General features: G+C 65.7%; 19 protein-coding genes. 13 read left to right on the top strand and 6 right to left on the bottom strand.

All coding sequences use genetic code 11. The features are described 5' to 3' along the window. Positions 1-149: 149 nt before the first annotated feature. The 9 genes from BM002_RS16140 (at position 150) to BM002_RS16100 (ending at position 11,494) form a co-directional block, all read left to right on the top strand. Positions 150-1,625, top strand: a complete 1,476-nt coding sequence (locus BM002_RS16140) for an NAD(P)-dependent oxidoreductase (RefSeq protein WP_092783614.1) — start codon at positions 150-152, stop codon at positions 1,623-1,625. A 184-nt stretch (positions 1,626-1,809) separates the two neighbouring features. Beyond that, entirely contained in the window at positions 1,810-2,523 is a 714-nt protein-coding gene (locus BM002_RS16135; protein WP_092783610.1) for a hypothetical protein, read from the top strand. Next, positions 2,523-2,975: a GFA family protein gene (locus BM002_RS16130; protein WP_092783607.1), complete on the top strand. Its 453-nt coding sequence runs from the start codon at positions 2,523-2,525 to the stop codon at positions 2,973-2,975. Before BM002_RS16135 ends, BM002_RS16130 begins: the two co-directional genes overlap by 1 nt. Beyond that, positions 2,972-7,510, top strand: coding sequence for a glutamate synthase large subunit (gene gltB / locus BM002_RS16125; RefSeq protein WP_092783604.1), 4,539 nt, complete (start codon positions 2,972-2,974; stop codon positions 7,508-7,510). Before BM002_RS16130 ends, gltB begins: the two co-directional genes overlap by 4 nt. A 90-nt stretch (positions 7,511-7,600) precedes the next feature. Next, positions 7,601-8,335, top strand: coding sequence for a monofunctional biosynthetic peptidoglycan transglycosylase (mtgA, locus tag BM002_RS16120; protein WP_092783602.1), 735 nt, complete (start codon positions 7,601-7,603; stop codon positions 8,333-8,335). A gap of 31 nt (positions 8,336-8,366) precedes the next feature. Continuing rightward, complete coding sequence (fzlA, locus tag BM002_RS16115) at positions 8,367-9,032, top strand: FtsZ-binding protein FzlA (RefSeq protein WP_092783599.1); 666 nt, start codon at positions 8,367-8,369, stop codon at positions 9,030-9,032. Then, positions 9,029-10,045, top strand: coding sequence for a tRNA epoxyqueuosine(34) reductase QueG (queG, locus tag BM002_RS16110; protein ID WP_092783596.1), 1,017 nt, complete (start codon positions 9,029-9,031; stop codon positions 10,043-10,045). The genes fzlA and queG overlap by 4 nt, the downstream gene beginning before the upstream one ends. Beyond that, positions 10,042-10,911: an SDR family oxidoreductase gene (locus tag BM002_RS16105; protein ID WP_092783593.1), complete on the top strand. Its 870-nt coding sequence runs from the start codon at positions 10,042-10,044 to the stop codon at positions 10,909-10,911. The genes queG and BM002_RS16105 overlap by 4 nt, the downstream gene beginning before the upstream one ends. Positions 10,912-10,987: 76 nt before the next feature. Next, a complete protein-coding gene (locus BM002_RS16100; RefSeq protein ID WP_092783958.1) occupies positions 10,988-11,494 on the top strand; it encodes a L,D-transpeptidase family protein in 507 nt (168 codons plus the stop codon). Positions 11,495-11,540: 46 nt separating this feature from the next. Here BM002_RS16100 and dalA read toward each other — a convergent pair whose 3' ends face one another. Then, positions 11,541-12,050, bottom strand: coding sequence for a divisome-associated lipoprotein DalA (gene dalA, locus BM002_RS16095; RefSeq protein ID WP_092783590.1), 510 nt, complete (start codon positions 12,048-12,050; stop codon positions 11,541-11,543). Between the two features lie 213 nt (positions 12,051-12,263). Between dalA and BM002_RS16090 the strand changes: the two genes are divergently transcribed. Together BM002_RS16090 and BM002_RS16085 are read left to right on the top strand one after the other, a co-directional pair. Further along, positions 12,264-12,845 (top strand): L,D-transpeptidase, encoded by a 582-nt coding sequence (locus BM002_RS16090; RefSeq protein WP_092783588.1) that lies wholly within the window; start codon positions 12,264-12,266, stop codon positions 12,843-12,845. A gap of 154 nt (positions 12,846-12,999) precedes the next feature. Next, positions 13,000-13,182, top strand: a complete 183-nt coding sequence (locus BM002_RS16085; protein ID WP_092783585.1) for a hypothetical protein — start codon at positions 13,000-13,002, stop codon at positions 13,180-13,182. A gap of 190 nt (positions 13,183-13,372) precedes the next feature. Here BM002_RS16085 and BM002_RS16080 read toward each other — a convergent pair whose 3' ends face one another. The 3 genes from BM002_RS16080 to BM002_RS16070 form a co-directional block, all read right to left on the bottom strand. Beyond that, positions 13,373-14,485 (bottom strand): site-specific DNA-methyltransferase, encoded by a 1,113-nt coding sequence (locus BM002_RS16080; protein ID WP_092783582.1) that lies wholly within the window; start codon positions 14,483-14,485, stop codon positions 13,373-13,375. Between the two features lie 112 nt (positions 14,486-14,597). Then, positions 14,598-15,221: a ribonuclease HII gene (locus tag BM002_RS16075; RefSeq protein WP_092783955.1), complete on the bottom strand. Its 624-nt coding sequence runs from the start codon at positions 15,219-15,221 to the stop codon at positions 14,598-14,600. A 35-nt stretch (positions 15,222-15,256) separates the two neighbouring features. Next, on the bottom strand, positions 15,257-15,718 hold the full coding sequence (locus BM002_RS16070; protein WP_092783579.1) for a hypothetical protein: 462 nt from the start codon (positions 15,716-15,718) through the stop codon (positions 15,257-15,259). 144 nt (positions 15,719-15,862) lie between these two features. On the opposite strand from BM002_RS16070, the gene BM002_RS16065 reads away from it, so the two are divergent. Both BM002_RS16065 and BM002_RS16060 read left to right on the top strand, forming a co-directional pair. After that, on the top strand, positions 15,863-16,141 hold the full coding sequence (locus BM002_RS16065; RefSeq protein ID WP_092783576.1) for a hypothetical protein: 279 nt from the start codon (positions 15,863-15,865) through the stop codon (positions 16,139-16,141). After that, positions 16,113-16,814, top strand: coding sequence for a winged helix-turn-helix domain-containing protein (locus BM002_RS16060; RefSeq protein ID WP_092783574.1), 702 nt, complete (start codon positions 16,113-16,115; stop codon positions 16,812-16,814). Before BM002_RS16065 ends, BM002_RS16060 begins: the two co-directional genes overlap by 29 nt. A gap of 25 nt (positions 16,815-16,839) precedes the next feature. Here BM002_RS16060 and BM002_RS16055 read toward each other — a convergent pair whose 3' ends face one another. Both BM002_RS16055 and BM002_RS16050 read right to left on the bottom strand, forming a co-directional pair. Then, positions 16,840-18,897 (bottom strand): vWA domain-containing protein, encoded by a 2,058-nt coding sequence (locus BM002_RS16055; protein WP_092783572.1) that lies wholly within the window; start codon positions 18,895-18,897, stop codon positions 16,840-16,842. Further along, positions 18,894-19,433: an RNA polymerase sigma factor gene (locus BM002_RS16050; protein WP_217641178.1), complete on the bottom strand. Its 540-nt coding sequence runs from the start codon at positions 19,431-19,433 to the stop codon at positions 18,894-18,896. Before BM002_RS16050 ends, BM002_RS16055 begins: the two co-directional genes overlap by 4 nt. Positions 19,434-19,484 lie beyond the last annotated feature (51 nt).

Here is a 19,484-nt window from a genome sequence, read left to right as displayed (position 1 = left end):
ACTTCACCGGAGCGAAAAACTCGCCTCAGGACCTCGAAAATCTGAAACTAGGTCAGCAATGCTGACTTTATTCCCCGAAACACCTCGTGTAGAGCGGGGGTCTGATGTTGGTGGGCGCTTTGAAAACAAGGCGCAGGGAGGAGACCCGGATGGCCTCGAACAAGATGCTCAAGTTTGTCACGGTAGAACGCCAGACGCCAGAAAAGCGCGAGGCCGAGGCGCGCAAGGCCGACTTCGGGGAGATCTATCGCGAATACGCCGCCGAGAAGGCCGCCGAGCAAGCGGGGCGGTGCAGCCAATGCGGCGTCCCCTATTGTCAGAGCCATTGCCCGCTGCACAACAACATCCCCGACTGGCTGCGCCTGGTGGCCGAGGGACGCCTGCAGGAGGCCTATGAGGTCAGTCAGGCGACCAACACCTTCCCCGAAATCTGTGGCCGCATCTGCCCGCAGGACCGTCTGTGCGAAGGCAACTGCGTGATCGAGCAGTCGGGCCACGGCACCGTCACTATTGGCGCGGTCGAGAAATATATCACCGACACCGCCTTCGAAATGGGCTGGGTCCCGTCGATCAAGCCGCATGCTGAGCGCGCGGAAAGCGTGGGCATCATCGGGGCCGGCCCCGGCGGGCTGGCGGCGGCGGATGTGCTGCGCCGCGCGGGCGTGCAGGTCACGGTCTATGACCGCCACGACCGCGCCGGCGGGCTGATGATCTATGGCATCCCCGGCTTCAAGCTGGAGAAGGACGTGGTCATGCGCCGCAACGCGCAGCTGGAGGAGGGCGGCGTGACCTTCGCGCTGAACACCGAAATCGGACGCGACATCACCTTCGACGAGATCCGGGACAAGCATGACGCCGTCATCATCGCGACCGGCGTCTACAAGTCGCGGGAATTGTCCGGTGCGAACCATGCCGCCAAGGGCATCGTGCGGGCGCTGGACTTCCTGACCGCGTCCAACCGCAAGTCGTTCGGCGACGATGTGCCCGAATTCGACAGCGGTGAGCTCAATGCCAAGGGCAAGCGCGTCGTGGTGATCGGCGGGGGCGACACGGCGATGGACTGTGTGCGCACGTCGGTCCGGCAGGGGGCCACGTCGGTCAAATGCCTCTACCGTCGCGACCGCAACAACATGCCGGGATCGCAGCGCGAGGTTGCCAATGCCGAGGAAGAGGGCGTCGAGTTCGTCTGGCTGACCGCGCCCGACGGGTTCACCGTCGACCTGCGCGTGACCAAGGCCGACGACAGCGGCGCGGCCGGTCCGGTCAAGGGCGTGCGCGTCCAGAAGATGAAACTGGGCGAGGCGGATGCCACGGGGCGTCAGGCGCCGGAACTGATCGAAGGGGCCGACTACGTCGAGGAGGCCGACCTGGTCATCAAGGCGCTGGGGTTCGAACCCGAGGCGCTGCCGAAGCTTTGGGAAAAGCCGGAGCTGGAAGTGACGCGCTGGGGCACGATCAAGGCCGATTTCCGCACCCACGAGACGCCGCTGGACGGGGTCTATGCGGTGGGTGACATCGTGCGGGGCGCGTCGCTGGTCGTCTGGGCCATTCGCGACGGTCGCGAGGCTGCCGATGCCATCCTGGAGCGGTTCGCCGCCGCCCAGTCCAGCGTTGCCGCTGAGTAGAGCGGATGTCCGGTCAAGCGGGATATTTCGGCCATGCATTTCACGCAATGTCGGCCGGGCGGGACGGGTGCCCGAAGGGGGTGTCAGCTGTACACCCCCCGTACACCCCCCGTGCATCCCGGGCCGGTATGCAGGTCGCGCAATGTGTCAGCGCGGCTGACCCGTTCTCTGGCCGCTTGACGTGATGGCCGTTCAGCCCATCGACACCGTCTTTCAGGACGAGGACCTGATCCTGCGCTGGCTGCCCGGGCGGACGCGGCGTCTGGTCGTGGTGTTCACCGGGATGAAGGCCGGGTTCGGCGGCGCGCCGCTGGATGAGTTCGCGGGCTCGGCCAGCGGGCGGGGCGATAACAATGTGCTGTTCGTCACCGACAAACGGGCGAGCTGGTACGCGGCCCCCGGTCTCTGGCGGCGCGTGGTGAAGTTCATCCGCTACCTGCGTCGCGCCGAAGGGATCGAAGAGGTCATCACGCTGGGCACCTCCATGGGCGGGTTCGGCGCGCTGCTGCTGCCGCGCGACCTGCGGGTGCGGCGCGCGATTGCCTTTGCCCCGCAGGTCAGCATGGACCGCAGCGTGATCGAGGACGACCGCTGGCCCGATGTGCACAAGCGCTATGGCAGCCTGCCGGTGCGGAACCTGGCCGACGAGATGGGCGAGACACGGACGCATTACTTCGTGCTGGCCGGGTCCGATTGCCCCGACGACCTGCGCCATCTGGCGCTGATCCCGGATGATATGCCCCGGGTGCAGCGCTGGATCCTGCCGCAGGGTCGGCACAACCTGGCGCGGACGCTCAAGGATGCGGGTCTGCTGGAGGCCGTGATCGGCGCCATCGTCCGGGGCCGCGCGTCGCGGGTCGATGGATTACTGGGCCGCTATGCGGCGCGGGTGGCGTGATGGCGGACCATGACGTGCGCGGACGGATCGTCGGACACTGCCTTTGCCGGTCGGTCACCATCGAGGTGGACGGCGCGCATGTCGCCGCCGTCGGTGCGTGCCATTGCCGCATGTGTCAGGCGTGGTCAGGCGCGCTATTTGCTGCGTTCGACGCCGATGCGGCGGCGGTGACGGTGACCGGAGAGGTCGCGCGTTACCAGTCGTCGAATTTCGCGGAGCGGGCCTTTTGTCCGCGCTGCGGCAGCCACCTGTGGTTGCGCGATACGGACCCCGAGGGCGAGCCCTATGAACTGATGCCCGGCCTGTTTGTCGACGCGGCGGCGTTTCCGCTGGCATCCGAGATCTATATCGACCGGCGACCGGCCTATCTGCCGCCTGCCGGGGAGTACCGAACCCAGACCCGTGCCGACTATGAGCGGGACCACCGATCTATCGAGGGAGATACCCCATGACCCATTATTTCAGCGACTGGGAACGTGACGAGTTGGCCCGCCGTCAGGCGATGGCGGGGACAAGTCTCTATCACGAGGAGAGCGAGCATTCGTCCTGCGGGGTCGGGTTGGTCGTCAACATCTCGGGCAAGCGGTCGCGCAAGGTGGTCGAGGCGGGGATTTCCGCGCTCAAGGCGATCTGGCACCGGGGGGCCGTCGATGCGGACGGCAAGACGGGCGACGGCGCGGGCATCCACGTGCAGATCCCGGTGGAGTTCTTCAAGGACCAGATCCGCCGCACCGGCCACGAGCCGCACGAGGGCAAGCGCATCGCCGTGGGCCAGGTGTTTTTGCCGCGGTCGAATTTCACCGCGCAGGAGGTCTGCCGGACCATTGTCGAGACCGAAGTGCTGCGGATGGGGTATTACATCTATGGCTGGCGCCATGTGCCGGTGAACATCGATTGCCTGGGCGAAAAGGCCAATGCGACGCGGCCCGAGATCGAGCAGATCCTGATTTCGAACCTGAAGGGCGTGGACGAGGATACCTTCGAGCGGGAGCTGTATGTCATTCGTCGCCGGATCGAGAAGGCGGCCATCGCGGCGCAGATCAATGGTCTGTATCTGGCGTCGCTGTCGTGCCGGGGGATCATCTACAAGGGCATGATGCTGGCCGAGCAGGTGGCCGAGTTCTATCCCGACCTGCAGGACGAGCGGTTCGAGAGCGCCTTTGCCATCTATCACCAGCGGTATTCGACCAACACCTTCCCGCAGTGGTGGCTGGCGCAGCCGTTCCGGATGCTGGCCCACAACGGCGAGATCAACACGCTCAAGGGCAACATCAACTGGATGAAGTCCCACGAGATCCGCATGGCGTCGGGGGCGTTCGGGGATTTCGCCGAAGACATCAAGCCCATCGTGCCCCAGGGGGCGAGCGACTCTGCGGCGCTGGATTCGGTGTTCGAGGTGCTGGTGCGGGCCGGGCGGTCTGCGCCCATGGCCAAGACCATGCTGGTGCCCGAGTCGTGGTCGCAATCGGCGGTCGAGCTGCCGGATGCGTGGCGCGACATGTATGCCTATTGCAACGCGGTGATGGAGCCGTGGGACGGACCCGCGGCCCTGGCTATGACCGACGGGCGCTGGGTCTGCGCGGGTCTGGACCGCAACGGGTTGCGGCCGATGCGCTATGTTCTGACCGGTGACGGGATGCTGATCGCCGGGTCCGAGGCGGGGATGGTCCCGGTGGACGAGGCGACGGTGATCGAGAAGGGCGCGCTTGGCCCCGGTCAGCTGATCGCGGTCGATATGGAAGACGGCAAGCTTTACCACGACACGCAGATCAAGGACCGGTTGGCGGGCAGCCTGCCGTTCGGGGATTGGGTCGAGCGGATCACCAACCTGGAGGACGTCACCAAGGGCGTGCCCGAGACGGCGATCCACAGCGGTGCAGAGCTGCGCACGCGGCAGGTCGCGGCCGGCTATTCCATCGAGGAGCTGGAGCAGATCCTGGCGCCCATGGCCGAGGACGGCAAAGAGGCGCTGGCCTCCATGGGGGACGATACGCCGAGCGCCGTCCTGTCCGAGAAGTATCGCCCGCTGAGCCATTTCTTCCGCCAGTCGTTCAGCCAGGTGACCAATCCGCCCATCGACAGCCTGCGCGAATTCCGGGTGATGAGCCTGAAGACGCGGTTCGGGAACCTCAAGAACGTGCTGGACGAGAGTTCCAGCCAGACGGAGATCCTGGTGCTCGACAGCCCGTTCGTGGGCAACTCGCAGTTCCAGACGATGTTCGCGCATTTCGAGGATTCGGTGACGACCATCGATTGCACCTTCCCGGCGGGCGGCATCAACGGTGCCCTGCGCGACGGGCTGGAGCGGATCCGGGCCGAGGCCGAGGACGCGGTGCGCTCGGGCGCGGGGCATATCGTGCTGACAGACCGCTTGCAGGGCGAAGACCGCGTGCCGATGCCGATGATCCTGGCCACCAGTGCGGTGCATTCGTGGCTGACGCGCAAGGGGCTGCGGACCTTCTGTTCGATCAACGTGCGGTCGGCGGAATGTATCGATCCGCATTACTTCGCCGTGCTGATCGGTTGCGGCGCCACGACCGTCAACGCCTATCTGGCGCAGGACAGCCTGGCCGACCGGATCGAGAAGGGCCTGCTGGATTGCACCCTGGACGAGGCGGTGACGCGGTATCGCAACGCGATCGACGCCGGTCTGCTCAAGATCATGGCGAAGATGGGGATATCGGTCATCTCCTCCTATCGCGGGGGTCTGAACTTCGAGGCGGTGGGCCTGTCGCGGGCGATGGTCGCGGAGTATTTCCCCGGCATGCTGAGCCGGATTTCGGGCATCGGCACCTGGGGCCTGCAACGCAAGGTCGAGCAGGTCCATGCGGCCGGCTGGCGGGGCACTTCGAACGTGCTGCCCATCGGCGGGTTCTACAAGGCGCGGCGCTCGGGCGAAAAGCACGCCTGGGAAGCGCAGACGATGCACATGCTGCAGGCCGCCTGCGACCGCGGGTCTTACGAGCTGTGGAAGCAGTTCAGCCACGCGATGCAGGCGAACCCGCCGATCCACCTGCGCGACCTTCTGGCGATCAAGCCCATGGGCAAGTCGATCCCCATCGAAGAGGTCGAGAGCATCACCGCGATCCGCAAGCGGTTCGTCACACCGGGCATGTCGCTGGGCGCGCTGTCGCCAGAGGCGCACAAACTGCTGAACGTGGCGATGAACCGGATCGGGGCCAAGTCGGACAGCGGCGAAGGCGGCGAGGACCCGGCGCATTTCGTGCCCGAACCCAATGGCGACAACCCGTCGGCCAAGATCAAGCAGGTCGCGTCGGGGCGGTTCGGCGTGACGGCGGAATACCTGAACCATTGCGAAGAGCTTGAGATCAAGGTCGCGCAGGGCGCCAAGCCCGGCGAGGGTGGTCAGCTTCCGGGCATGAAGGTCACCGACCTGATCGCGCGGCTGCGCCATTCGACCAAGGGTGTCACGCTGATCAGCCCGCCGCCGCACCACGATATCTATTCGATCGAGGATCTGGCGCAGCTGATCTATGACCTCAAGCAGATCAACCCACGCTGCAAGGTGACGGTCAAGCTGGTGGCGTCTTCGGGCGTTGGCACGATTGCCGCCGGCGTGGCCAAGGCCAAGGCCGACGTGATCCTGATTTCGGGGCACAACGGCGGCACGGGCGCGTCCCCCGCGACGTCGATCAAATACGCCGGTCTGCCGTGGGAGATGGGTCTGACCGAAGCGCATCAGGTTCTGGCGATGAACAAGCTGCGCGAGCGGGTGACGCTGCGCACCGATGGCGGGCTTCGGACCGGGCGCGACATCGTCATGGCCGCGATGATGGGGGCCGAGGAGTATGGCATCGGGACCGCCGCGCTCATCTCCATGGGCTGCATCATGGTGCGTCAGTGCCAGTCGAACACCTGCCCGGTGGGCGTCTGTACCCAGGACGAGGCGCTGCGCGCCAAGTTCACCGGGACGGCGGACAAGGTCGTCAACCTGATCACCTTCTATGCGCAGGAAGTGCGTGAAATCCTTGCCGAGATCGGCGCGCGGAGCCTTGATGAGGTGATCGGGCGTGCGGATCTTCTGACTCAGGTCAGCCGGGGATCGTCGCATCTGGACGACCTGGATCTGAACCCGCTTCTGATCAAGGTCGATGGGGCGGACCGGATCAAGTACGACCGCAACAAGCCGCGCAATGCCGTGCCCGACACGCTGGACGCGCAGATCGTGGAGGATGCCGCGCGGTTCCTGAACGACGGCGAGAAGATGCAGCTGTCCTATGCGGTGCAGAACACGCACCGCACCGTGGGCACGCGCATTTCCAGCCATATCGTGTCGAAGTTCGGGATGCGCAATTCGCTGCAACCCGATCACCTGACGGTCAAGTTGCAGGGGTCGGCGGGTCAGTCGCTGGGCGCCTTCGCCGCTCCGGGTCTGAAGCTGGAAGTGTCGGGGGACGCCAACGACTACGTGGGCAAGGGCCTGTCCGGGGGCACCATCGTGGTGCGCCCGCCCATGGCCTCGTCGCTGAAGGCGGATGACAACACGATCATCGGCAACACGGTGCTTTATGGCGCGACGGACGGATATCTGTTCGCCGCCGGTCGTGCGGGCGAGCGGTTCGCCGTGCGCAACTCGGGCGCGTCGGTGGTGATCGAGGGCTGTGGCTCCAACGGGTGCGAATACATGACCGGCGGTGTCGCGGTGATCCTGGGGACGATCGGCGCGAACTTCGGCGCGGGCATGACCGGCGGGATGGCCTATGTCTATGATCCCGACGGCGATGCGGCCCCGTTGATGAACATGGAGACGCTGGTCACCTGTCCGGTCACGGTCGCCCATTGGGAGCGGCAGCTGCGCGGCCTGGTCGAGCGCCACGCCGCCGAGACCGGATCACGCAAGGCGCGCCTGATCCTGTCGGATTGGGATCGCGAGAAGGGCAACTTTCTGCAGGTATGCCCGAGAGAGATGCTGATCCACATCCCGGCCCCCCTGACCGAGGAAGCGGGGGCGATTCCGGCGGAATAGTCTCTGCCCGGTGACGCTTTGCCCCGTCCGCCGCTTGGTGGGCGGGGTTTTTCTTGACCCCGGGCGTGTGGCCCGGTTCCTAGGGCCACCATGGCGCGCAAGACGACTTCAAGGAAGACGGCGAAGAAGCCCGGCCTGCGGGCGCGGGGCGGGGCGTTTTTGCGCCGTGTTCTGCGCTGGCTGGTGCGGGGTGTGTTCTGGGGGGTCGTGGTGATGCTGGTCTGGGTGCTGGCCTATCGCTGGATCAACCCGCCGACGACGATCTATATCGAACAGGAGCGGGCGCGGCTGGGGTCGGTGGCGCAGACCTGGGTCGATCTGGAGGACATGGCCCCGGTGATGGCGCGGGCGGCGGTGGCGGCCGAGGACGCGAATTTCTGTCTGCACTGGGGGTTCGACGTGGAGGCGATCCGCGAGGCCATCGAGGATGGCAGCGGGCGCGGAGCCTCGACCATCAGTCAGCAGGTGGTGAAGAACGCTTTTCTCTGGCAGGGGCGATCCTGGGTCCGCAAGGCGATGGAGGCGGCGCTGACTCCGGTGATGGAGACGCTCTGGCCCAAGCGGCGGGTGATCGAGATCTATCTGAACGTGGCCGAATTCGACGAAGGCGTGTTCGGCGTGGGGGCCGCGTCGCAGCATTATTTCGGTCGCGATGTCGCCGATCTGACCGCGCGGCAGGCGGGACTTCTGGCCGCGATCCTGCCCAGTCCCAAGACGCGCAGCGCCGCGCGGCCCACGGATTTCGTCAGCCGCCGGGCCAATTCCGTGGCCGACGGGGCCGCGACGATCCTTGCCGACGGGCGGGCCGATTGTTTCGAGGATTGAAAAGCGCGGGCAGGCGGGGCAAATCATCGGGATGATCCAGCTTCATCACTTCGCCCTGTCGCCGTTTTGCCGGAAGGTCCGCCTTGTGTTGGCCGAGAAGAAGCTCGAGGTCGAGCTGATCGATGAGCGGTATTGGGAGGCGACGGCGGAGTTCCTGCGCCGCAATGCCGCCGGGAAGGTGCCGGTTCTGCGCATCGACGGGCATAGCCTGTCGGATAGCACGGCGATCTGCGAATACCTTGAAGAGACGGTGCCCGAGCCTGCGTTGATGCCCAAGGATCCGCTGGAGCGGGCCGAGGTGCGGCGGCTGGTGGCCTGGTTCGACGACAAGTTCCACCACGAGGTGACCTCGAAACTGGTCTATGAGCGGGTCAACAAGAAGCTGACGCGGGCGGGCTATCCCGACGGGACGAACGTCAAGAACGGCGTGAAGGCGATCAAGTTCCACCTCGATTACATGGGATGGTTGCTGGACCGGAATCGCTGGCTTGCCGGGTCGTCGCTGACGGTGGCCGATTTCGCGGCGGCGGCGCATCTGTCGTGCCTCGACTATTCGTCGGACGTGGACTGGAACCGAAATCAGGCGGTGCGCGACTGGTATGCCAAGATCAAATCGCGGCCCGCGTTCCGGTCGATCCTGGCGGATGTGGTGCCGGGGTTCCGGCCTGCGAAGCACTACGCCGATCTGGATTTTTGAGCTTTCGCGCGCGTCTTGAGGCCGAGGCGCAGGCAGCGGGTTTCGTGGCGCTGGGCGTCTGTCGGCCCGATGCGATCCCCGAGGCACCCGCGCGGCTGGCCGCATTTCTGGACGCCGGACACCACGGTCAGATGGGCTGGATGGGCGAGCGGACGGCGTGGCGTGGCGACCCCGGCGCGCTCTGGCCCGAGGCGCGGTCGGTGGTGATGCTGGCGCAATCCTATGCGCCCGAGCATGACCCGCTGACCGACCTCGAACGACCCGAACACGGGGCGGTTTCGGTCTATGCGCAGGGGCGCGATTATCATGACGTGGTCAAGAAGGCGCTGAAACGGGTGGCACGGTGGATGGTTTCGGTGGCCGACTGCGAGGTCAAGGTCTTCGTGGACACCGCGCCCGTCATGGAAAAACCGCTGGCGCAGGCGGCGGGTCTGGGGTGGCAGGGGAAGCACACCAACCTGTTGAGCCGGGAGTTCGGCAACTGGGTGTTTCTGGGCGCGATCTTCACCACCCTCGACCTGGAGCCGGACGCGCCGGAGGGGGAGCATTGCGGGACCTGCCGCAAATGCCTCGACGTCTGTCCGACCGATGCCTTTCCCGCGCCGTTCCAGCTGGATGCGCGGCGGTGCATTTCCTATCTGACGATCGAACATCGCGGCCCGGTCGACGAAGGTTTGCGCGCCGCCATGGGCAACCGGATCTATGGTTGCGACGATTGTTTGGCCGTCTGTCCGTGGAACAAGTTCGCCGTGGCCGCGTCCGACATTCGCTATCACGGGCCGCACCGCGCGCCGCCGTTGGCCGACCTGGCCGTGCTGGACGATGCGGCGTTCCGGGTGCGATTCAGTGGGTCGCCCATCAAGCGGATCGGGCGGGACAGGATGGTGCGCAATGTGTGCTACGCCATCGGCAATTCGGGAGAAAACCCCTTGAAACCCATTGTGCAGAGCCTTTGCGACGATGCCGATGACGCCGTGGCCGATGCCGCGCGCTGGGCGGTGGGGCGCCTATGAAAACGCTTCTGAGTTTTGGTCACGGGTTTTCGGCGCGGGCGTTGACGCCCCTGCTGCTGGCCGATGGATGGCAGGTCATCGGGACGACCCGGTCAGCCGAAAAGGCCAATGCCCTGCGCGCCGAAGGGGTGGAGCCGGTGATCTTCGGTGAGCCGCTGGAGGCGGCGATGGCGCGGGCGAGTCATGTCCTGACCTCGGCCGGGCCGGACACGGATGGCGACCCGGTGTTGAATGCCTATGGCCCCTTGTTGGAGACGCATCTGGGGTCGAAAGCCTGGGTCGGATACCTGTCGACGACGGGGGTTTACGGCGACCACGGTGGCGATTGGGTGGACGAGGAGACGCCGCTGACCCCGGCGACCCGGCGGGGCCGAATGCGGGTCGAGGCCGAGGCGGCGTGGCAGGCGCTGGCCACCGCGACCGGCGCGCCGCTGCACATCTTTCGACTGGCGGGGATCTATGGTCCGGGGCGCGGGCCGTTTGCCAAGGTGCGCGATGGCACCGCCCGGCGGATCGTCAAACCGGGGCAGGTGTTCAGCCGTATTCACGTCGAGGACATCGCCCAGATCCTGGCGGCGAGCATTGCGCGACCCCGGTCCGGCGCGATCTATAACCTGTGCGACGATGACCCGGCCCCGCCCGAGGATGTGATCGGCCATGCGGCGGAATTGCTTGGTTTGCCGGTGCCGCCCGCCGTGCCCTTCGAGACGGCGGAGATGACGCCGATGGCGCGCAGTTTCTATGCCGAATCGAAGCGGGTGCGGAATGACCGGGTGAAGCAAGAGCTTGGCGTGACGCTGAAATTCCCGGATTACCGCAGCGGGCTGGCCGATTTGTTGCAGCGGGAGCGCCTTGCGCCAAAGTGATCGTTTGCCCCGTTCCGCAATCGGCGGAATTGCGCTATTGGGTATCGAGACAGTGCAACACAGAGTGCAGGCAGACATGGAACGGTACACACGACGCAGCGCGCTGGCGCTGGGCCTTGGCGGCACGGCGTTGCTGGCGGGATGCGGCAGCAAATTCATCAATTACGACGGTCCGCAGGTGACGCGGGTCGAGATTCAGAAGGGCAACCGGGCGATGTTCCTGTTGCACAATGAACAGGTGCTCGAGGCGTATCAGGTGCAGCTGGGCTTTACCGCCGCCGGACCGAAGCAATTCGAAGGCGATGGCCGGACCCCCGAAGGGCGCTATCATATCGACCGCCGTAACCCGAATTCGGCCTTCTACCTGTCGGTCGGGATCGATTACCCCAATGCCGAGGATCGCGCCTATGCGGCGTCGATGGGCAAGAAGCCTGGCGGCGACATCTTTATCCACGGATGGGGCGACAAGCGGCGTCAGCGCAGCGCGGACTGGACCGCGGGCTGCGTGGCCGTGACCAACCGGGAGATGAAGCTGGTCTATGCCATGGTGCAGAACGGCACGCCGGTCGACATCTTCGCATGAAAAAGGGGGCCGCGATGGCCCCCCGTTCGTCCGAATGTCGGCGCGATCAGGTGCCGACGTTGAGCGTGTACCAGATCTTGCCGTTGGATTCCTGATAGAAGGCAAAGCCCATGCGCCGCCCGTTCGGGTCAAGCAGGACGCGGCGGGGACCCGGTTCCTGCAGCCAGGCGGCGACGGTTTCCAGCTCGGTCTCGTAGGTTTCCGAAATCGTCTCGCCCAGAAGGCGGCCGTCGAAGCCCACGCGTTGTGCCCGGTCGATGGGGGAGGAGCCGTCCGAACCGAAGTGCCAGGGACGGTTCTGGACCGACATGTCGCGCGAATGGGTGGCGGCGGCGGCGGACAGCTTGGAATCGAGGGACAGCGGCGGCGCACCGGCCCCCTGGCGCAGGGCGTTCACCGCGTCGAGCGCGCGGAACGGCACGCGCCGCGCTTCGGACCCGGAGATCCGGTAGATCTTGGGAAGCGGTTTTCCATCGGGGCCGAGCGCCGGCGGCGGCGGCGCACAGGCGGCAAGAGCGGTCGATCCCAAAAGAAGCAGGGCGGTACGGCGGTTCATAGAATTTCCCCAAGGTCGTCTGGACTTTGAACGGCATTATACCGGAGCAGGCGGCAACGCAAACGCCCCGACCCCCTGAAAATAAGCGAATCATTGCCCGTTGGCGGTCGATTGATTTGAATAGTCGGGCTTTAATCCCTAGCAATCGGGTCAAGCCGCGTATTTGCGACACCCGCCGGATGCGACACTCCGGAAGAGAATCAGGAGTATTTCATGCAACGTTTCGACCGTCGTGCGTTTCTGGCCACTGGCGCGGCCTCGCTGCTGGCCGCACCGGCCATCGCCCAGAACCTTCCCGATACCGTTCAACTGGAGGCCGAGATCACGTCGGTGACCCGGCGCAACACCTCGAGCTTTCGGGCGCTGGATTGGCGTCCCTATTTCCGCACGCTGAACCGGGGCGCGATCCTGGTCGATATCGACAGCCGGGTGCTGCACCACTGGCAGCCGGACGGCAGCTATGGTCTCTATCCGTCCTCCGTGCCCATGTCCGAAGATCTGACGCGCCGGGGCCGGACGAGCGTTGTGCAGAAGGTGGTCGGGCCGACCTGGCGCCCGACGCCGAACATGCGCCGCCGCAATCCCGAATGGCCCGCGGTTGTCGGGCCCGGGCCGGACAATCCGCTTGGCACCCATGCGCTCTATCTGTCGTGGACCTATTACCGGATTCACGGCACCCATGACACGCGCAAGATCGGGCGGCGGTCGTCCTCGGGCTGCATCGGGCTTTACAATGAACACATCGCAGAGGTGTTCGGGCGGACCGTGGTGGGGACACAGGTGTTGCTTATTTGACGAAAGTCCATGTTTTCCCCCGATAACCGGGGCGAGTCGCCGTTGCATTGCCCGCTCATCCCTGCTTAATCGACTCGCACGAGGTACAGTCTTGGGTGCCATATGGTGTGGCAACTGTCGCCTCACCGATGGCGTATCTTGGAGGATACTGATTATGAAGAAACTCGCTCTCGCCGCCGTTCTGTCGGCTACCGCTTCGGTTGCTTTCGCTGGCAACCCGGCTCCCGCCCCGATCGAACCCGTTGTCATCGTTGAGGACACCTCGTCCTCTTCGGCCGGCATCATCGTTCCGATCCTGGCCCTGATCCTGCTGGCCGCCGCCGCTGCTTCGGACTGATCCAAGCACGACGACGAACCACTGCGTTCAAGGAAAAGGCGTCCCTTCGGGGGCGCTTTTTTCGTTTTGGATGTGGGGTTTGCGGCGACTGGCGGACAAAAAGAACCCCTGAACCCGACAAGCGGGAACAGGGGTTAAGGTTGCACCAGCCGGACATTGGACAGCCGGTGCGGGCGGTAACTGGTTTCGGTCAGTTGAGACGATTGCTCGCCATTTCCTCGCGAATTTGTTGGCGCAGGGTGTCGATAGGCACAGCCTTCCCCTCGCGCTTGAAGTGCCAATACGTCCAGCCGTTGCAGCTGGGCGCGTTCTCGGCGGCTGCCCCGACCTGATGGATGGAGCCTTTGACGCCGTCGCCCGCAAGGGTGCCATCGGCGCGAATCTTGGCGCGGTGGCGGCCGTTGACGGACAGAAGTTCCTCGCCCGGGCGCAGCATGCCGCGTTCGACCAATTGGCCGAAGGGCACACGCGGTTCGGCACGCTTGCTGGTCGTCACCTCGATCGCGGTGGTGTCGAGGGGGCGGACATTGGCAATGCGTTCGGCGGCGAGTTGGCGGTACTCCTCCTCCCGCTCGATCCCGATGAAGTGACGGCCAAGCATGGTGGCCACCGCCCCGGTCGTCCCGGTGCCGAAGAACGGATCGAGGACGACATCGCCCGGATTGGTCGTCGCCACCAGAAGTCGGTGCAGCAACGCCTCGGGCTTTTGTGTCGGATGGGCCTTTTCGCCGCGCGCATTCTTGAGCCGCTCATGTCCGGTGCAGATCGGGAAGGTCCAGTCGGAGCGCATCTGCACCCCGTCATTGGCGGCCTTCATCGCCTCGTAGTTGAAGGTGTATTTCGACCCTTCGGACCTGGACGCCCAGATCATCGTCTCATGCGCATTGGTCAGCCGCTTGCCGCGAAAGTTCGGCATCGGATTGGTCTTGCGCCAGATCACGTCATTGAGAAGCCAGTACCCCTGATCCTGGAGGGCGGACCCGACGCGGAAGATGTTGTGATAGCTGCCGATGACCCAGATCGCCCCGTCGGGTTTCAGCACCCGGCGCGCGGCCTTGAGCCAGTTGCGGGTGAAGACGTCATAGGCCTTCAGGCTCTCGAACTGGTCCCAGTGGTCGTCGACGGCATCGACGCGGCTGTTGTCGGGGCGGTGCAGATCACCGCGCAATTGCAGGTTATAGGGCGGGTCGGCAAAGATCAGGTCGACGGACTCGGCAGGCAGCGCGTTCATTGCGGCCACGCAGTCTCCGGACATGATGGTATCGAGCGGAAGCACGGGGGCCTCCGGGTTGGGTCTTGCCATTGTCTGTCGCCTCGGTCGGGACCCTCGTTGATCGGGGCCGCCTTGTTGTTTGTGAGACCAAGATGACGGGGTCGGCGTTAACCGTCCACTGAGCGATTGGGGCGTATTTGTGTCAGCCGGTCTGACACAATATCTTGTGGATCGGCGCGAAGCTTCTCCGATGATATGGTGTCACACCGTGGTTTTTCAGCCCCTCCTGATGGGCCTTGGTGCCGTAGCCCGCGTTACGATCCCAGCCGTAGCCGGGGAATTGTTGCGCCAGGGCAACCATGCCTTTATCCCGCCGTGTTTTTGCCAGAACCGACGCCGCGGCGATCGACAATGACCTGCTGTCGCCCTTGACGATGACGTCGCGGGGACAATCGACCCAGGCGGGGCAGTCGTTTCCGTCGATCAGCAGGTAGTCGGGCAATTGCGGCAGGTCGGCCACGGCACGGCGCATGGCCAGATGCGTGGCCTGCCGGATGTTGAGGGCGTCGATTTCCTCTGCGCTGGCTTCGCCGAAGCCGACCTCGCAACAGGCCAGCAGGAGCGGGACCATCGCCTCGCGCCGTTTCGCGGTCAGCTTCTTGCTGTCGTTGAGGCCTGCGGGGGCCGGGCCGATCAGGCGCGCGGCGCAGGCAACCACGGGTCCGGCCCAGGGTCCGCGCCCCACTTCGTCAAGGCCGACGATGAAACGCGCCCCCGTCTTGGCGGCGGCGCGTTCGAAGCTGAGGTCGGGAGCAACCTTGGGCATGGGCGGACCCTGCCCCCCGGTCGGGTCGGCGTCAATCAGCGGCGGGCCGTGCGGACCGACCAACCCTCAAGTGCCATGCAGCGGGGATCATAGAGATTGCGCGGGCCCCGGTGCGCGCGGACCTGTCGGATGCAGTTGGGCGGCAGCAAGCCCGGGCGGGCAACAGCGTTCTGCATGCAGCGCGCGCCATAGCCGGTATAGCGGCCCCGATCCGTCGGGACGGTGATATAGCATTGCTCGGGCAACAGGCGGACATCGCGGCGCGGAGGGGTCCGGCGCGGCGGATGCGGGCGGGGCGCGACATAGCGGGGCGGCGTCGGTTGCACGACACGCGCGCCCCGGTCGCGGTCCCGGTCGAGCGCTTCCTTGAGGATATAAAGCGCGGCCAGCCCGCCCAGAACCTTGGCGATATCGCGGTTGTCGGCATGGGCGGGGGCAGTTGTCATGGGCAGAGCCAGGGCCAGCGACAGGGTGGCGGCAAGAAGATTGCGGAACATGGGACAGGTCCTTTCGGTTGGCAGGTGCCCCAATGTCCCCCGTGCTGTCTTCGTGGCTCAATGACAGGGGGATGTCATGGGATAACAGTGCCCGGACCCCCGGTTGTCATTGCCTGACGCGCCCGGATCGCCCATCAAGACGCCATGAAACTCGCATTCTCCCTTTCGATCCTTGTGCTCATGGCTGCGCCTGCGTCTGCGGCCTGCTATGCGGACTACAAGGCCAAGCAGGACAATCCCCTGCAGCTCCACTACGGTGTCATCGAAGTGCCTGACGCCCAGTGCACCCCCGCCGGTGCCGCCGCCCAATTGGCGAGTCGCTTGCGCGACGGGTGGCAAGTGCTGCAAGTGATGTCCGTGTTTGGCCCCGAAGGTCTGGATCAAAGGAAAGCGAGTGCCGGCGAATACTTCCTCCGTTACTGAGACGCGCGCCGCATCGGCCCGTGTCGTGGGCCTTGGCATCGCGGCGATCGTCGTCATCCTGCTGGCCGCCGCGATCTTCCTGTTCGCCACGCTGCCCGACGCCAATGCGTTCAACGCCCGGGTCGAACGGCTGTTCATCGAATCCGACCTGACCGCGCCCGCCGAGATCGGCTTGCTCGAGGTGCTGGCCCAGTCGGGCACCGCGTTTTCGGACGTGTTGGTCAGTTACCGGGTCATCATCTTCGTGCTGCTGGTGTTCGCCACGGCGCTGCTGATCGCCTGTGTCGTCCTGTTGCTGGCCATCGTGACGCTCAACCGCAAGATGGGCGAGATCGAGCGATCGGGAATACAGGTGACGTCGCTGGTTCTGGCACGGGCCGAAAATGTCGTGATGCTCAACGATATCGAGCTGAAGCTGACCGAGGCCGCAATGGAGACGATGGCCGTTCTGGCCGAAGCGCGGCTGGACGGTGAAATGCTGACCGGGACCCAGATCGAGGCGATGATATCCGGCAAGCCCGAGACCGACTGCGAAGAGGCGGCGGGGGCGACCCGGATCAAGCGTCTGCGTGACGCGCTGGGCAACCAGATCGTCACGCATCTGCTGATCCGGAATATCACGCGGCAGGGGTATGTCCTGGCGCTCGACCCCAAGGTCATCCGGATGATGTGACGGGGGTTTCCCCCCGTCCCGATCCTCAGCGGTCGGTCAGACTTGCACCCAGTTCCATCAGTTCGACCAATTCGCGGCGGCGCCCATCGGTGTCGTCGCCCAGGCCGCCCCGCGCCAGCGCGATGACATCGGCCCATTCCACATCGTTCAGACCCGGTGCCCCGCGCAGTTTTTCAGCGAACCCGGCGGCGGCGACCGAAAAGCGGACGTCGTCCGACGTCTCGGTCAGGGGGATCGCGTCGCCCACCACGATGGGCGCGGTGATCAACCGGCTTTCGTCGCCGTCTGGTGCCTTGTAGCGGATCTGCAGGAAGCCCAATTCGTCGGCCAGAGTCGTGGTCGTTGCGGTCTCGGTCGCGGTGTCGCCCTCGGCATAGCGCAGGGGCGGGCCATCGGGGCGAACCCCCTGCGGCAGGACTTCGTAAATCGCGGTGACGCGGTGGCCCGCCCCGATCTCGCCTGCGTCGACGCGGTCATCGTTGAAATCCTCGCGCGACAGGGCGCGGGTCTCATAGCCGACCAGGCGATAGCTTTCGACCACGGCGGGGTTGAACTCTACCTGCAGCTTCACGTCCTTGGCGATGGTGAAGATCGAGCCGGTCGCCTGTTCCACCAGAACGCGGCGCGCCTCGCTCAGGGTGTCGATATAGGCGGCGGTGCCGTTCCCGGCCTGGGCCAGCGCCTGCATCGTGTCGTCGCGCAGATTGCCGGTGCCGAACCCCAGGACCGACAGGAAGACGCCCGTCTCGCGTTTCTCCGCGATCAACCGCTCAAGGGCCAGCGGGTCGGAGGGGCCCACGTTGAAATCGCCGTCGGTGGCCAGGATCACGCGGTTCGCGCCGCCTTCGATGAAGGCCTCTTGCGCCAGGTCATAGGCGGTTTCGATGCCCGCCGCTCCGGCGGTGCCACCCCCGGCCCGAAGGCTGTTGAGCGCGGCCCGGATGCGGGTGCGTTCGCGGGCCGGGGTCGGCTCGAGCACGATGCCCGCATTGCCCGCATAGACGGCGATGGCGATGGTGTCTTCGGGGGCCATCTGATCGACCAGCATTTCCAGCGAGCGGATCAGCAGGGGCAGCTTGTCGGGCGATTCCATCGACCCCGACGCGTCGATCAGGAAGACGAGGTTCGCGGGCGGGCGGTCCTCGCCGACAAGATCATAGCCCTGGATGCCGATGTGCAGCAGTTGCGCGCCGTCGGTCCACGGGCTGTCGGTCAGCGTCGTCGTCGCGCGGAAGGGCACGTCGCGCGTTTCGGGCACGGGGTAGTCATAGGCGAAGGCGTTCAGCACCTCTTCGGGGCGGATCATCTCGGGCGGCGGGACCTGACCGGCCAGGATCGCGCGCCGCATCCGGGCATAGGAGGCGGTGTCGACATCCGCCGAGAAGGTCGAGACCGGGGCATCGGCCACGGATTGGTAGTCGCCGACCGCGCCGGGGGCGTAGCGTTCGGAGCCGGTGGGATCGTTGGTAAAGCCCGGGCTGACCACCATGTCGGCGCTTTCGCGAAAGGCGCCCTGGACCATGGGTTCGGCCATCTCGGACCTTGCCCGCAAGTCCGGACGCGCCGTGTGCGTCGGTACCGGGACGGCCGAAACCTGGGGCGACACGGGCACCGGGGCCCGTGGTGTCGCGATCTCCGACGTCGTCGGCTGCGGGATGGCGATGGGCTCGGGCGCGGCTTCCTCGGTCGGCGCGACGACCGACGTGCTGGGCGCATCGGCCTGGACGCTGCGCGTATCATCTTGCGCGACGAGGCCGCCTTCGGTCCGGGCCGGCACCAACGCATCGGTTTCGGCAATGGTATTCTGTTCGTTGATCACGAAGATCGTGGTGGGCAGCGCCACGCTTGCGACCAGCAGGGCGGCAAGGGCGGGGCGGGATCCGGCGGGGAAGAAATTGGGCATCGAAAGGCTCCTCAGGGTGTTGATGACACCCCTGAGACGCCCGCCCGTCGCGGATCCTTTGGTCGTGGGATCGGAAAATTCGCCATCGAAGGCAGAAAGTCCCGCCGACAGCGCCGCATCGCGCGCCGATTGACGTGGCGCGGGCACAGGCCCGGACAGTTTGTCGAGATCGTCGGTCATGCGGCCTCTTCCTCCATCAGGGTCTTCAGGCGGGCCCGTGCGGCGTGAACATGATAGCTGACCGTGGCTTCGGCACAGTCCATCGCCTCGGCGGCCTCGGCGTGGCTGACCCCTTCGCCATAGACCAGCGTGACGGCCATGCGCTGTTTCGGCGGCAGTTGCCGCACGGCCTCCCACAGACGGGTGGCGGCTTCGTCGTCACACCCGGGGTCGGGGGCGGGTTCATTGGCCCAGGCTTCGCGCAGTTTGCCGTCGCGCGCCAGTTTACGACCCTGATCGCGCGCGGCGTTCAGCACCACCTTGTAGAGCCAGGTTTCGAACCGGCCCTTGCCCGACCAGCTGCGCAGGGCGCGCGGCAGACGGATGCAGACATCCTGCGCGACATCTTCGGCATCGGCGCGGCGGCCCGACCAGCGATAGGCGGCGCGATACATCAGGTCGTAGTGCCGGCCCAGAAGGCAGCCGAACGCCGCGCGGTCGCCGCCAAGGGCGCGCTGCGCCAATTGGGCGTCGCTCAGGGTGTCGATCTGGGTCACGATCCGCATTTGATCATGAGACGTGTGTCGGGGGCCATTCCTTTGGTCGCC

The organism is Jannaschia pohangensis (assembly GCF_900113875.1).
GTDB classification, from domain to species: domain Bacteria; phylum Pseudomonadota; class Alphaproteobacteria; order Rhodobacterales; family Rhodobacteraceae; genus Jannaschia; species Jannaschia pohangensis.
This window is presented reverse-complemented; position numbering and strand designations above follow the sequence as displayed.